Source organism: Psychrobium sp. 1_MG-2023 (assembly GCF_030689115.1).
In the GTDB taxonomy this organism is placed as follows: Bacteria; Pseudomonadota; Gammaproteobacteria; order Enterobacterales; family Psychrobiaceae; genus Psychrobium.
In genome coordinates this window covers 21,813-36,134 of record NZ_JAUYVJ010000017.1, presented here as the reverse complement: position 1 = coordinate 36,134, position 14,322 = coordinate 21,813, and the positions used below count along the sequence as shown (strand labels likewise).

Sequence of the window (14,322 nt, the reverse complement as noted above, 5' to 3'; positions counted from 1 at the left end):
AACTCAATTGTAAATCGGAAATCTAGTAAATTATGAGTTCTCAATCTTGTTCTGGAAGCAATAGCATTCACTGTCAAAACTGCAGTATGGCTGATTTATGTATTCCATTTACATTAAATGATACAGAAATGGGACAGCTTGATAACATCATCGAGCGAAAAAAACCGATTCAAAAAGGTGAACTGATCTGTAGTGCAGGTGAACCATTAAGTTCTCTTTATGCTATTCGTTCTGGAAGTTTTAAAAGCTATATAATAACACCTGATGGCCATGAGCAAGTCACGTCGTTTAATCTAGCGGGTGATATTGTTGGGTTTGATAGCATCGGCCGTGAAATACACCAAAGCTTTGCCGTCGCTTTAGAAACTTCAATGGTTTGTGAAATCCCATTTGATACAGTAGATCAACTCTCAGGTCGTATGCCCCGTCTACGTCAACAGATGCTACGCCTAATGAGTGATGAAATTCTTAACGATCAAACCATGTTGATGCTACTTAGCAAGCGGAGTGCTGAAGAGCGCTTAGCAACATTCATCGATAGTCTTGGTGACCGTCATGGTGAACGAGGTCTTTCTTCTAAAGAGTTTCGCTTAACGATGACACGTGGAGACATCGGTAACTACCTTGGTTTAACTGTTGAAACTATCTCTCGCTTATTAGGGCGCTTTCAAAAGAATAACCTGATTGAAGTCCAAGGTAAGTACATAACGATTGTTGACAAACAAGCTCTCGCTCAACTGAGTGGTGTGACAACCTCTTCATAAATATCTCTTCGCCAAAAGCCAGCCTCGCTGGCTTTTTTTGTCTATTTAACAAAAATTTGACCTAAACCATATTGTCTTAGTAACGATTCAAGCTATTATCAATAGTATATTAAAATAAACTATTGGTAGTCTTATGATGGAATACAAGAATATATTGGTGATGGTTGATCCAAGCAAACAAGAACAACCAAGCCTTGCACGAGCCGCATTCTTAGCCAGAAGTTATGGTGCGAAGATATCATTATTCCTATGTATCTATGATCTTTCGTATGAGATGACCTCTATGTTGTCACAAGATGAACGTGAAGCAATGCGTAGCGGTGTTGTAGAACAGCAAAGACAATGGCTTCTGGAATTAGCTGCACAGTATGATGATTTGACGATCGAAACAACGGTTTCTTGGTTTAATCGCCCTTTCGAAGCCGCTATTAAGCACGTTCAACAGCATCAAATTGACTTACTCGTCAAATCAACGCATAAGCATGACAAATTAAAGTCTGTGATTTTCACACCTACAGATTGGCACTTGTTACGCAAATCACCATGCGACGTCTTGTTAGTTAAAGAGCATGACTGGCCCGAAGACGGCCAAATTGTCACAGCAATTAATGCCGTATCAGAAGATGAAGATCATATTTATCTCAACCAAAAAGTCATGCAGCATGCAACTGATCTTGGGAAAGTCATCAATGGCAACGTCAAAGTTGTCAATAGCTTTCCAGGAACCCCAGTCAACATAGCAATTGAAATCCCTGAATTTAACACCCAAGAATATAATAGCTCGGTCTATAAGCATCACTTACAAGCAACAGAACAATTGGCGCAACAGTATGACCTTGCAACAAGCTGTTGTATCATCAAAGAAGGTTTAGCAGAGGATGTGATTCCCGAAGTAGCTAAAGAACTTGATGCTGAATTAGTGATTATCGGCACAATAGGCCGAACGGGATTATCAGCCGCGTTTATAGGCAATACTGCAGAGCATATCATTGATCAGATCGACTGTGACTTACTGGCTATCAAACCCGATGGTTTTGTTTCGCCAGTACAAAGTGATTAATATCGTAACAATCCGTTTATTTAAGCGGTAATTTTGCATTACTGAACTAGGTCGCATTATAATAGCGGCCTTTTTAACGCCGTGGTACCTAGATAAATGCAATCAAGCCCTGAACAACAATCAACTCAAGATAAAGCTAAACTAAAGAAGTTAGATAAACGTCTTTCTCGTCATGTTGGTAAAGCCATCAGTGATTTTAATATGATTGAAGACGGCGATAAAGTCATGGTCTGTTTATCTGGTGGTAAAGACAGTTACGCGCTATTAGATATTTTGTGCTCATTAAAAAAGCGAGCACCAATCCATTTTGATATCGTTGCTGTTAACCTTGATCAAAAACAACCAGGTTTTCCTGAACATGTATTACCAACCTATCTGGATAGTATCGGTGTCGACTATAAAATAGTCGAGGAAGATACTTATTCAATTGTCATGGATAAGATAGAGCCTGGAAAAACAACTTGCTCACTGTGTTCACGAATGCGTCGTGGAATTTTATATCGAACTGCCAAAGAGCTTGGGGCCACAAAGATTGCACTGGGTCATCATCGAGATGATATGCTTGAAACAATGATGCTCAATATGTTTTACAGCGGTAAGTTAAAATCGATGCCACCAAAGCTTGGCAGTGATAATGGCGAACACATTATTATTCGTCCCCTCGCCTATTGTGTTGAATCAGATATTGCAAAGTTTGCTCAGTTAAAGCAGTTTCCGATAATTCCTTGTAATTTGTGTGGCTCGCAAGAAAATCTGCAACGCCAGGCAGTTAAAGCGATGCTTAACGACTGGTCTCAACGTTTCCCTGGACGTATTGAGTCAATGTTTACAGCAATGCAAAATGTCGTTCCTTCCCACCTTGCTGATAGTGACCTATTTAACTTTAAAGAGATCACTGCTGACGCATTGATAGAGGGTGGAGATACCGCATTTGATCAGCCAGTAGTCAAACAATCTGCTGCCAGTAATTCTGATGTTCAAATCGTAGAATTAAGCTAATGCACTGCAGTAAATAACTAAAAGCACCCTATTGGGTGCTTGTGTTATTTTTCAAGAATCGGTTTGGCTGCAACCACTGACTGACTAAATACAAACTTGCCAGATGTATCAAGTGCATTAATCGTGTCGACACTCAAGTTTAGTTTGCCATCACTGTCCACTTTAAATGTCTGATCTCCCGTCACTGAACGATAGACTGCTGAAGTGCCATTTGCCTCAAATTCGAGTACTAACCCCGTTAGCTCTGGCATAAAATATTTACCAGGCCAACCCGCTAATGTTTCATAAAGGCCGTTTAATTGTTTCACCCATGATTTAACATTGCGTGATGATGTATTTTCAAGCTCAAACTCCGCTACCTCAATTTGCATCGATAGGTGACACATATTTGCTTTAGGTGTCTTTAAAGTAATAGTTGCACGATCTTTTTTTAATTTTTTGTCTAAAGGTATTAACAGCTCACCATCATCAGACATACTAATATCATATCTGTTTTCACCATCACTGAGATAGACATCTGAGGTTGGGCATAATGTTTTAGTCGTGTTTTCTAATAACACAAAATTAAGAGACAACTGTGAAAACTCAGAGCTTTGTGCGGTTTTCAGGCTCTTATAAATCCCACCATAGGTAAAGGATGTTTCAACGTCTGCCTGCACTGTACCAGACAGTAGTAATACTGTTGCTAATGTCGCAAATCTTTTTTTCATTTAAAGGAAAGCCTTATTGTGTCTTAACATTTGTAATAACTCGATGACATAGTCGTGTTGGCGTTCTGAGTAATTGAGTAATCCTGGCGCTAAATGCTCTGGGTTAACTTCTAAATTATTCTGACGCAACTCTAATCGTATCTCACGTAAGTGTTGATATGCCGGGTGAGTGTTTAAATTTCGAAGGTAACTAGCAATTGATTGATCAACAGAGTCAAAAACGCGCACTTCATGATTAGCCCCTTCATTTCTAGATTGGGGAATTAAACCACAGCCTTGCGTGAAGCACCATTGGCCAAAAAAATTAAGGCCAAGTCTTGCAAAGCGAGATGTGCCCCAGCCAGACTCATTTGCAGCTTGCACCATCACTAACTCTTCAGGAATAATGTCAACACGACTTAATAGCTTAGCGATTGAATCAGCATTTACGTCATTACTTTTATGCTGGTAGTATTGTGCGAGTTCACTATAGCGCTGATAACTACTTGGTGAAATCTCAAAGTTTTCTTCGATTTTCAATTTATGCTGTAAATCCAGTAGAAATTGACGATTTAAAGCGATGTCACGATTAGCGGCACGGACACCTGGTCGAATAAAGTCAAAGAACGCCCGCTTCTTTTCTCTAATATCACTAATTGCCGCAAAATCTGGTAACAAAGCTTTTTGTGGTAAGGCTTGTTTACCCACAACATGAGGATCAACAACAGTCACTGGTTGATGAAAAAAAACTTTAAGAGTAAACACTGCAAGTACTAGTAGTGCTAATGCCGTGATAACTCTTGCTAGATATCCAAATCTCATTATTACGCCTCGAATTCATTACCTGAATGGTTGTTATCTTGTGGTTCTTCACAAGTGTTGTCGAAAATGACATGGTAAAGCTGCCCTTTTACATTCATATAAAAAGGAATAGTTAAAATTAACGCGACACCCAGTGTCATAACTGCTGATAATAAAAGTAGTCCAATTAAGATAATATAAACAAGCAAACAGGCAGCCCAATGCTTAGTTAACGCTTTAAAGGACATTGGGATCGCTTGTAGTAATGTTGCTTTCCCATCGCACATCAGCATTTGCGCCATAGACAAAACAATCATCAGAAATAGTCCAGGCAATAAAAACAACATTGAGCCTAATTGGATAAGCGAGATAGTGAAAACTGATAAAATAATGATTCGCGCGCTATCAGACACAATGTGTAAAATGTCACTGGCGGCTAACTTTCCACCTCGAGCAGCTTTCAAACCCATCATCATTAAACCGACCTCAAGTGGTGCAAATACTAACGTCACAAGAAAGAACCCGAACTGCAACTGTGATAATACTTCAGGGTTTATTGAGTCACCTTTCACACCGCCCGACGATTCCATCAACTGTTCGTGAGTAACGCCTAAGTACTCAATCACCTGCATTACTGCAAAATAAGAAGCAACTACCCCAATGAGAAGCACCGGTAAATAAGCGATAAAATTACGTTTAGTTAAGGAGAAGCCTACTTTTAGCGTCTGCCATGAGTCGATAGGTTTACTTGGTGTCATATCAAATTAGGTACATATAAAGAATAAGTTGCCGACATTATAGGGTTAATCACCTTTTTGATAAATAATTTAGTTAAACTTTTAGATGCTATTTAGAAAAAACTGTTACAATTTCGCACTTACGCAATAAAGCGTTATTCGTTAAAGTAACAATGTATACTGTCAAACAGAGAATTTACATGCAAAAAAAGCCCAACATTGTATTCCGCATTATTAGACTCCTATGGTCCATTATCAATAATACGCGAAAATTATTACTAAACTTATTAGTCTTTGGCTTAATAATCGCCTTTATTGGCGTCATTGCAAGCCAAGACAAAACTGTTACCCCTGCTCAAAATGCAGCGTTAGTCATCAATATTCAAGGCACGCTGGTCGATCAAAAGGAAGCTATTAATCCTATCGATCAATTAACCCAAGATGCCTACGGTCAGCCTAAACAATTAGAAACGTTACTCAGTGACGTCCTAACAGCGATTAATCATGCAACTACTGACAGTAATATTAAAATGTTGGTAATTGACTCAAGTGGCATGGCCAAAGGGTCGCTCGCTAAGTTACAAGATATTGGTAAAGCAATTACCACATTTAAAGAAAGTAACAAGCCCGTTTATGCTGTTGGCGGTAGCTATAACCAAGCACAGTATTACCTTGCCAGTTATGCCGACAAAATCCTAATGAACAACAAGGGCATGGTTTCAATAGAAGGTTTTGCTCGCTATCGTATCTATCATCAAGAGTTGTTTGAAAAGTTAAAAATTAACTCACACATTTTCCGTGTTGGTACTTATAAGTCGGCTTTAGAACCCTACCTTAGAAATGATATGTCTACAGCGGCAAAAACAGCAAATCAATCTTGGTTAAACGACCTATGGCAGTCATATGTTAATGATGTAGCAGAGCAAAGAAATATCACACCACAAGCTTTTGATATCAATGCAACAGCTTACCTCGCTGCTGTCGAAGCCGCTAATGGTAACATCACTCAAGTTGCAGTAGATCTCGGCTTAGTCGATGTTGTTGATAACAATATCAACTTAACAAAATTACTAGTGGATATCGTAGGCGAATCAAAAAATAAGTTAAGCTACAATAAAATCTCGCTGAATAATTACTTAGCGTTAATATCTCCGCAACTACCTCAAGATAAATCCGCTAATATTGCCATCATTGTAGCCAAAGGCACAATCCTTAACGGCCATCAGCCAAAAGGTACAATTGGTGGTTCAAGTACATCAATGCTGTTAAGGAAAGCACGATTAAACGAAGATATTAAAGCTGTTGTATTAAGAATAGACTCTGGTGGTGGTAGTGCTTATGCTTCTGAGCAAATTCGTAATGAAGTTATTGCACTTCAAGCAGCTGGCAAACCAGTCATTGCATCAATGGGTAGTGTCGCTGCTTCTGGTGGCTATTGGATTGCTGCCAATGCGGATCAAATCATTGCACAGCCAACCACTATCACAGGCTCAATTGGTATTTTCGGTATGATTAATACTTTTGAGGACTCATTGGCTTCAATCGGCATCCACACTGATGGTGTAGCAACGAAGAAATTTGCAGGTATTACAGTCACTCGTGACTTACCTATTGAATTCAAGCAACTAATGCAATCTTATATTGAGCATGGCTATGGTGAGTTTTTAACCCTAGTAAGTGAAGCAAGAAACTTATCAATCGAAGAAGTAGATAGCATTGCCCAAGGGCGTGTCTGGTCAGGTGCAAAAGCAAAGGAACTTGGTTTAGTTGACCAACTCGGTGATTTGAATACCGCAATCACTGAGGCTGCTAAAATCGCGAAGCTTGAAAACTACACGACACGCGTCCTTGAAAAGCAACTTACACCAATGCAGGAACTATATCGAGACCTACTACAAGGGGCGGTATCCTCGCTTGATCTTGAACCTCGTCGACCAAGTGCAATTGCACAGTTACTCGCGAATGTCGATTCACAGCTGTCCCAGTTATCTGAATTTGATGATCCTCAACATCTTTATCTCTATTGCCTAGAGTGTGAGCAATAGCAATGATTAGTCCGGCTCAGCCGGACTTTTTTATGGTGTAACATGAATAGAAAAAAAATATATATCGCCTATACGGGCGGAACAATTGGCATGACTCCTTCACCTGAAGGCTATATTCCACAGACGGGTTTCTTGACTGATTGTGTCAGAAACAATCCTGAATTTGCTAGACCAGAAATGCCTGAATATTCGATTAATGAATATTTTCCTTTGATCGATTCGTCAAATATGCGACCAAAAGATTGGCAGCGGATCGCACAGGACATTGAACAACATTATGATGACTATGATGGGTTTGTCATTCTACATGGCACCGATACCATGGCTTATACTGCGTCAGCGCTTTCATTCATGCTTCAAGGGTTAAATAAACCTGTCATTGTCACTGGCTCACAAATCCCATTCGCTCAAATGCGGTCTGATGGTCAGTCAAACCTGCAAAACGCACTGTTTTTGGCAGCCTTTTACCCAATCAATGAAGTTAGCTTGTTTTTTAATAACAAGCTACTGCGTGGAAATCGTTCGACCAAAGCTTATGCCGATGGTTTCAATGCGTTCGAATCCCCTAATTTGCCAGAACTAATTAATGTCGGCATTAATATTGAGTTAGTTGATGGCGTACTAACCTCACCTAAAGTTGACGCGCAAAAAACACATACATTCTCTATCGACAGCATCACTGAACAGCCTGTCGGTGTAATTATGCTTTATCCAGGTATTGATGCAACTGTGGTATCCAATATCATCAAGCAGCCCGTAAAAGCACTAATAATGCTCAGTTACGGAGTAGGCAATGCACCGCAGGATCAAGCCCTTTTAGATGTGCTAACTCAAGCAAGTGACTCTGGCATAGTGATTGTAAACCTTAGCCAGTGTCAGCGCGGAAAGGTGAATATGTCTGGTTATGCCACAGGTAACTCACTACAACGCTGTGGCGTTATCAGTGGCAGTGATATGACCATTGAAGCTGCTTTAACAAAGCTTCATTGGTTATTAAGTAAAAACTTGCCTTTTGATGAGATTAAGCAAATTATGCAGGAAAACATTGCGGGCGAACTTAGCTAGTTTTCCGCTACTAACAAAAAAGGGGCTGACACATCGTTGTCAGCCCCTTTTTTTGGTCTCACAGAGACTAATTAGACCTTGCTACGCGTGATCTCGTCGTTATTAAACTGATTACGCAATTGTGATTTACTATGCTGATTGAGCGTGCCACCTTTTGCAACGGTCATATGATCAGTTTGCTCAAGGTGAGTTCCTTGATACAACATCATGGCTTGAGAAGCCATATCACGTTGTTCTTCAGTCAATGGTTCACCGTTCGGCCAACGACCAATCTCAACGCCCTGCTTAATCACTTCATAAACAGCTGGCGACATATTATTGATTAAATGTTCTATTTGCACGTTAACCTCTACGACTTACGAACGTTTGAGTAATATTAATCTTACTCGATTGAGTAGATACCAAAAAAAACCGACAGCAATCATACCCTGACCGATTATATTAAACCAGTATTCATCAGGCTTATCATCCCAATACCAGATTGTAAAACCGGCAAGAAACAGGATAAGGGCAAGAAAGGTTTGTATTTGTATTCCCTGAGCTTGTTTTATTTTATGAACACGAGCAGAAGACTCCATCGACTCTTTTGATATCGGCCCAATGGTTGCGTCACAGTGCATACACATAGACGCTTTATCAGAGATTTGCTTTTGACACGAGGGGCAAGAAATAATTGCCATTACAGGCTCCCATAAAAAATATTTAATTCATTTTACAAAAAAAAGCACCGCTAAAACAAGTCGGTGCCTTTATCAATGCTCAAACTAGAAACCACTAATGGTTAATCATTTGGGGTAAAGTTTTTCCAATAATCTTTAACGGTCGTTTTCATCTCTTTTGCAAGTAGCAGAATACCAATTAAGTTAGGTATAGTCATCAATACAATTGCAACAGCAGCTAGAGTCCATACTAAAGTGGTGTCGGCAAACGATGCCCAGAAAAAGCCTGCAACATAGAAAACACGGTAGGTTTTAACCCACTTATTACCAAATAAATAAGTTACCGCGCGATCACCATAGTATGACCAGGCAATAGCAGTCGAGAACGCAAAAAGTAATAAACCAATCGATACAATGTATTGACCATACTCACCGAAATAACCTTGTTTAAAAGCTATTGTCGTAAGTTTGGCGGAATGAACAAGAGATTTACCTTCAACAATAATTGCATCGTTAGTAAGCTTACCGTCGATAATCTCAATTTGTCCGTTAAATGGCTGGTCTTCAATACGGTAAATAGTATCTTCAGCAACTGAACGAGCATTCATTAGGGTGAAACGACTATCATTTACTTTACCATCGATTACTTGGACTTGACCACTAAATGGGGCTACATCACTTTCATAACGGTTAAGATATTTGTACAGTGCTTGACGGTCATCTTCATTTTTATCCGAGTACTCACCAGCTAGATAGATCATATCCGAACGTTGGAATTCATTTTCAAACTTTTGATTCCATACACCTGACGACAAGATCACCATACCAGTTAAAGTACAGATGATTATAGTATCAATAAATGGTTCTAAGATTGATACCATACCCTCAGCCACTGGCTGATCAGTTTTCGCAGATGCATGGGCAATAGGTGCACTACCCTGACCCGCTTCGTTTGAGAATAAACCACGGTTAACACCACGATTAAATGCATAAGCAAAACTTGCCCCTAAGAAGCCGCCAACAGCCGCTGAACCAGTAAAGGCGTATTCAAATACTGATAAGAAAGAAGGAACCAAATTTTCAATGTTATAGAATATAACCGCTAAAGCACCAACGATATAAATTACTGACATAGCAGGTACAATCGTTGACGTCACTTTCGCAATGCGAGAGATACCACCAAGAATAACTAAAGCTAGAATAATGGCTAATACACCACCTGTAAGCATTGGCTCGATACCAAAAGTATCTTGCATACCAACAGCAATATTATTTACTTGTGGCATGTTACCAGTACCAAATGAACTGATAATAGTCGCGAGCGCGAAAATTACGGCGAGCCATTTCATATTCAGGCCCTTGTCCATGTAGTACATCGGGCCACCGGCCATCGTGCCATCTTCAACTTGGTCACGATATTTATGCGATAAGGTCACCTCGACAAACTTGGTAGTCATACCAAAGAAAGCCGTTGCCCACATCCAGAATAATGCCGCAGGACCACCTAGAAATAATGCAAAAGCAACGCCACCGATGTTACCAGTACCTACAGTACCTGATAATGCAGTTGCTAACGCTTGAAAGTGAGTAGTATCACCTTTATCTTCTGGCTTAGCGTACTTACCAGTAACCACGTTCCATGCGTGCTTGAAATAGCGAACTTGGGGAAAACCCAAATAAAGAGTAAAAAACAGACCCGTTCCTAACAGAAGAAAGGGAAAGTAACCTGCTGAGCCTAGATAGCTATCTAGTAGCAGAAGGAAATTATTAATTGATTCCACACCAAATTCCTTAGTTTTATAGTTATTATGTAATGAGTGGTGCGATGATAGCTTAAATCAAGCTAACAATTAAGCACCATAGGATAATTTATCCAATATTTCTGGTTAATTACATGGATGCGGCTAAATTAGCACCAATATAAAACAAGCCACAAAAATGTGGCTTGTTTGATTATAGACTGTATTGTGGTGCCATGCTTTAGGGCAAGGTACCACCAGCGCTGACACCCGATGAAATGAAAGGTACGACGCGCTTAATTAGCCCTTCAATATCCACATCAACGTCAAAATCAGCTTTGGCGATATCAATAAGTGCCTTACTTGAGGCCATCGTAAAGACTACAGTGCCGAGTGTAAAATGTAGACGCCAGAAAATCTCTTCTTTAGATAAGTCTGGGTTAGCATCTTGAACGGCTTTATTAAATGCAGTTAGCACTTTGCCGTAATGTGTCGTGATGAACCAGCGAAGGTGACCTTGGTTCTCAATATAGCCACGGCCTAACAACTGTAGGAATATTGATGTGCCGCGATGGCGAAAGGTGTTTAATTCCAGTAAAGGCGCTAACAAACAATTAAAGACATCATGCTGGGTAAAAGGCACATCGCTCTTATTAAGGACAGCAAGTGACTGCTCAAGGCTAGGTGCACACACTTCTAAATATCGTGCAAGCACAGCTTGAATCAATTCTTTTTTAGAACCAAAGTGATAATTAACTGATGCTAAATTAACCTCTGCTTGACTTGTTATTAAGCGCAACGATGTATCTGCATACCCTCGTTCAGCAAACAGTTGTTCAGCCGCATTTAATATTTTTGTTTTTGTATCGACCTTTTGCACTTTTAAAATCCTTTGATAAACGAACGTTTTAAATATAACGCTTTGGTTCGCGCTGTCAAGTGGCATCTCGAATAGTCGCGATAAAATTAAATAACATGTTATAACTCTTAATCTTAGGTTATTTACTCACAAATGTTAGTGCGTAATAATCAAACAAGAGATAACAAAAAGTCAGAAGCTTACAAGACAATGAAGACTTGCTTGTTCCTGACTTTTCCGACTTAACTATTAATTACTTAGCGGTGTATTTATCCATCCAATCCAACACGTTTTTATACCACTGCTTTTTGTTGTCATTGGTTAAAATCCAGTGGTTTTCCGAAGGAAACATTAATAACTTGGAATCAATCCCTTTGCGTTGCAAGACAGTAAACGCTGCTAAGCCTTGGCCATAAGGTACACGGAAATCTTTTTCCCCGTGGATAACTAGCATAGGTGTTTGCCAATTCTGAACGAAGTTTGCTGGATTAAACTTCTCGTAGTTTTCTTTAACGTTTAAGTAACTACCACCAAAGTCCTGCTCAGGAAACCATAACTCTTCAGTCACATTGTAGAACATTCTCATGTCAAATAAACCAGCATGATTTACTAGACATTTAAATTGTTTACTCCAGTTACCCGCAATCCAGTTAACCATGTAACCCCCATAAGATCCTCCTAACGCACACGCATTATCACCGTCTAACCAAGGTTGTTGCTTGGTTACAGCAGCGAGGCCCTTTTGAAGGTCTTCTAGCGGCTTGCCACCCCAGTCTTGGTTGATAGAGTCGGTAAATTGCTGGCCATAACCTGTTGAACCATGAAAGTCTATCATAACAACACCATAGCCAGCCCCGGCCCACAGTTGTGGATTCCAACGTGTTGAAAAGCTATTACCGAATGAGCCTTGTGGACCGCCGTGAATTAAGAATGCTATAGGGTACTTTTCACCTTGCTTAAAGTCCGCAGGCTTTACCCAATAACCGTGAACAGTTTCATCGTTCCACCCTTTAAAGGTGAATTGTGAGTATTCACCAAAATCCACATCGGCTAAAACGTCTTTGTTAACATTGGTTAATGTTTCTAGACTCGTGCCGTCATTACTTAACGAATATAAGTCACCTGGGCTTGATAAGTCTTTCTTACTAATAATAACGTTATCACCACTAACACCGATGATAGAAGAACTACCTTCATTATGTAATGTTTTAACGTCACCAAATTGAATGTTTATGGCAAAAACAGATACCTGCCCTAGATCTTGAGCGGTCACATATAAATTACGGCTGTCTGGCGCAAACTTAATTGAACGAACTGAGCGATCCCATAATGGAGCAACCTCTTTTACATTACCCGTTACAAGATCTTTTAGCATAATTGCAAATCGATCGGACTCGGCCGCAGGTTTACTCATAGCAGCATAGGCCATATAGCGCCCGTCATTTGAAAATACAGGTTGTGAATCCCATGCCGTATTAGCTGCCGTTAAGTTACTTGCTTTACCACCTGTCACAGGCACTTGCCATAAATCGTAGTTGGTGTGCCAAGACTGGGTGTGATCACCTAATTTAGCAGAATAAACAATGCTTGCACTGTCAGGTGTAAAACTCACCTCTTCCATGCCCGAAAATGGTTTCGCAGGAACATCGGTTTTAAGGCCTTTATGGATATCAACGAGATTCTTGGCTTGGTTATTCGTTAAGTCAGCAACAAACACGTGATTGTAACTATGGTCTTTCCAAGTGTCCCAATGACGAACCATTAGCTGGGTGTATTCGCGCCCTTGGTTTGGTTTCTCTGATAACGTTTTTTTCTTATCAGCAGTACATTGTATTGTCTTACACTCTGGAAAAACGGTTAAGGCCAAAGCGATTTTTTTGTTATCGGGTGATAATTTGATACCGTTGACTGGAATGGGTAAGTCCGTCACTTGCCGCGCTTCACCGCCATCTAATGCTAATGACCATACTTGTGCAGAACCACTTCTAGCTGAAATGAAATAGATGGTTTTATTATCGTTACTCCAAACAACGTCATGCTCTGTTGTTTTATGCGCAGTTAATTGTTTAATCGGTTGTTTAATATCATTAAGGTTGCGTAAGTATAAGTTAGACACTTTGGTGTCTTTATTTACCTTTTTATGGCCATAGATTAAGAATTCGCCATTAGGTGAAACACTCGCAGAATGGACACTATTTAATTTAGTCAGTGTTTCAACATCAAAACCTTTTGCTGATACAGCAGCGGTTAAACCTAAACACGAAATGACAGCGCTGGCTTTTATAACCCCTAGCGATAATTTGCTTAATGAATACTGCATTAAATAACCTTTATATTTTTATCTATATTTTTGCGATTATCATACCAGCACAAACAAAAAAGCCCCAGTAAAAACTGGGGCTTAATTAAACAATAGTCTAAATTATAGCTTAATTGCTTCCTTTAGTTTTTGCTCTTTTTCTTCTTTCTCTTTTTTCAGTAAATCATCAGCAGCTTTTTTCGCTGCCTCTACTTTATCTGCCGCTTGAGTTTTAGCATTTTGATACTGCTCACTTGCTTCGGCTTTTGCAGCTTCCAATTTACTAGATGCTTCTTGTTTCGCTTGGTCAAGTTTAGTTGAAGCCGCCTCTTTTGCATCTGCTAGGCTGCTGCTTGCCGTTTCTTTTGCTTCAGACAATGAATTAGTCGCCGTTTCTTTAGCATCAGATACCATTTGTGAAACGGCACTTTTCGTTTCTTTAGATGTATCTTTTGTCTCTTCTTTAGCTTGCTCACCACAACCGGCAAGTAATGCTGCAGTCATAAGTGCGAGAGAAATCTTTTTCATGTTATGTTTTCCGTAAATTTATGATTTGTTAATCGTAACAGAGATAAGCTGAACAACAGTTGAACATTAGCCAACTAG

The 14,322-nt window shown here is 39.8% G+C and carries 14 protein-coding genes; 5 read left to right on the top strand and 9 right to left on the bottom strand.

What is annotated here, in order from left to right; all coding sequences use genetic code 11:
• Positions 1-32: 32 nt before the first annotated feature.
• The 3 genes from fnr (at position 33) to ttcA (ending at position 2,823) form a co-directional block, all read left to right on the top strand.
• Positions 33-764 (top strand): fumarate/nitrate reduction transcriptional regulator Fnr, encoded by a 732-nt coding sequence (gene fnr / locus Q8W26_RS10320; protein ID WP_101215387.1) that lies wholly within the window; start codon positions 33-35, stop codon positions 762-764.
• Between the two features lie 133 nt (positions 765-897).
• On the top strand, positions 898-1,824 hold the full coding sequence (gene uspE / locus Q8W26_RS10315) for a universal stress protein UspE (protein WP_101215386.1): 927 nt from the start codon (positions 898-900) through the stop codon (positions 1,822-1,824).
• A 96-nt stretch (positions 1,825-1,920) separates the two neighbouring features.
• Positions 1,921-2,823, top strand: a complete 903-nt coding sequence (ttcA, locus tag Q8W26_RS10310; protein WP_101215385.1) for a tRNA 2-thiocytidine(32) synthetase TtcA — start codon at positions 1,921-1,923, stop codon at positions 2,821-2,823.
• 44 nt (positions 2,824-2,867) lie between these two features.
• Here ttcA and Q8W26_RS10305 read toward each other — a convergent pair whose 3' ends face one another.
• From Q8W26_RS10305 to Q8W26_RS10295, 3 genes are read right to left on the bottom strand one after another with little or no spacing between them, the layout of a single operon-like run.
• Positions 2,868-3,533, bottom strand: a complete 666-nt coding sequence (locus Q8W26_RS10305; RefSeq protein ID WP_101215384.1) for a DUF2987 domain-containing protein — start codon at positions 3,531-3,533, stop codon at positions 2,868-2,870.
• Positions 3,534-4,334 carry a glucosaminidase domain-containing protein gene (locus Q8W26_RS10300; RefSeq protein WP_101215383.1) on the bottom strand — a complete coding sequence of 267 codons (801 nt, stop codon included), beginning with the start codon at positions 4,332-4,334 and terminating at the stop codon, positions 3,534-3,536.
• A 2-nt stretch (positions 4,335-4,336) separates the two neighbouring features.
• Positions 4,337-5,071, bottom strand: coding sequence for a hypothetical protein (locus Q8W26_RS10295; RefSeq protein ID WP_101215382.1), 735 nt, complete (start codon positions 5,069-5,071; stop codon positions 4,337-4,339).
• Positions 5,072-5,250: 179 nt separating this feature from the next.
• Between Q8W26_RS10295 and sppA the strand changes: the two genes are divergently transcribed.
• Entirely contained in the window at positions 5,251-7,095 is a 1,845-nt protein-coding gene (gene sppA, locus Q8W26_RS10290; protein WP_101215381.1) for a signal peptide peptidase SppA, read from the top strand.
• A gap of 42 nt (positions 7,096-7,137) precedes the next feature.
• The gene (gene ansA, locus Q8W26_RS10285; RefSeq protein WP_101215380.1) at positions 7,138-8,160 is read left to right on the top strand and encodes an asparaginase; all 1,023 of its coding nucleotides are present in this window, start codon (positions 7,138-7,140) and stop codon (positions 8,158-8,160) included.
• Between the two features lie 71 nt (positions 8,161-8,231).
• Here the strand turns inward: ansA and Q8W26_RS10280 are convergent, their stop codons facing one another.
• The 6 genes from Q8W26_RS10280 to Q8W26_RS10255 all read right to left on the bottom strand — a co-directional run bounded on the left by Q8W26_RS10280 (position 8,232) and on the right by Q8W26_RS10255 (position 14,244).
• On the bottom strand, positions 8,232-8,501 hold the full coding sequence (locus Q8W26_RS10280; RefSeq protein ID WP_101215379.1) for a YeaC family protein: 270 nt from the start codon (positions 8,499-8,501) through the stop codon (positions 8,232-8,234).
• 15 nt (positions 8,502-8,516) lie between these two features.
• A complete protein-coding gene (locus Q8W26_RS10275) occupies positions 8,517-8,840 on the bottom strand; it encodes a hypothetical protein (protein ID WP_101215378.1) in 324 nt (107 codons plus the stop codon).
• Between the two features lie 101 nt (positions 8,841-8,941).
• Complete coding sequence (locus Q8W26_RS10270; RefSeq protein WP_101215377.1) at positions 8,942-10,600, bottom strand: sodium:alanine symporter family protein; 1,659 nt, start codon at positions 10,598-10,600, stop codon at positions 8,942-8,944.
• A gap of 199 nt (positions 10,601-10,799) precedes the next feature.
• Complete coding sequence (locus Q8W26_RS10265; protein ID WP_305473281.1) at positions 10,800-11,438, bottom strand: TetR/AcrR family transcriptional regulator; 639 nt, start codon at positions 11,436-11,438, stop codon at positions 10,800-10,802.
• Positions 11,439-11,670: 232 nt separating this feature from the next.
• Positions 11,671-13,701, bottom strand: coding sequence for a prolyl oligopeptidase family serine peptidase (locus tag Q8W26_RS10260; protein WP_370694275.1), 2,031 nt, complete (start codon positions 13,699-13,701; stop codon positions 11,671-11,673).
• 138 nt (positions 13,702-13,839) lie between these two features.
• Entirely contained in the window at positions 13,840-14,244 is a 405-nt protein-coding gene (locus tag Q8W26_RS10255) for a hypothetical protein (protein ID WP_101215374.1), read from the bottom strand.
• Positions 14,245-14,322: the final 78 nt, after the last annotated feature.

What these genes read in the sequence shown, in the direction of transcription:
- fnr (WP_101215387.1), top strand. Translation starts at nt 33, where the DNA reads ATGAGTTCTCAATCTTGTTCTGGAAGCAATAGCATTCACTGTCAAAAC.
- uspE (WP_101215386.1), top strand. Translation starts at nt 898, where the DNA reads ATGATGGAATACAAGAATATATTGGTGATGGTTGATCCAAGCAAACAA.
- ttcA (WP_101215385.1), top strand. Translation starts at nt 1,921, where the DNA reads ATGCAATCAAGCCCTGAACAACAATCAACTCAAGATAAAGCTAAACTA.
- Q8W26_RS10305 (WP_101215384.1), bottom strand. Translation starts at nt 3,533, where the DNA reads ATGAAAAAAAGATTTGCGACATTAGCAACAGTATTACTACTGTCTGGT.
- Q8W26_RS10300 (WP_101215383.1), bottom strand. Translation starts at nt 4,334, where the DNA reads ATGAGATTTGGATATCTAGCAAGAGTTATCACGGCATTAGCACTACTA.
- Q8W26_RS10295 (WP_101215382.1), bottom strand. Translation starts at nt 5,071, where the DNA reads ATGACACCAAGTAAACCTATCGACTCATGGCAGACGCTAAAAGTAGGC.
- sppA (WP_101215381.1), top strand. Translation starts at nt 5,251, where the DNA reads ATGCAAAAAAAGCCCAACATTGTATTCCGCATTATTAGACTCCTATGG.
- ansA (WP_101215380.1), top strand. Translation starts at nt 7,138, where the DNA reads ATGAATAGAAAAAAAATATATATCGCCTATACGGGCGGAACAATTGGC.
- Q8W26_RS10275 (WP_101215378.1), bottom strand. Translation starts at nt 8,840, where the DNA reads ATGGCAATTATTTCTTGCCCCTCGTGTCAAAAGCAAATCTCTGATAAA.
- Q8W26_RS10255 (WP_101215374.1), bottom strand. Translation starts at nt 14,244, where the DNA reads ATGAAAAAGATTTCTCTCGCACTTATGACTGCAGCATTACTTGCCGGT.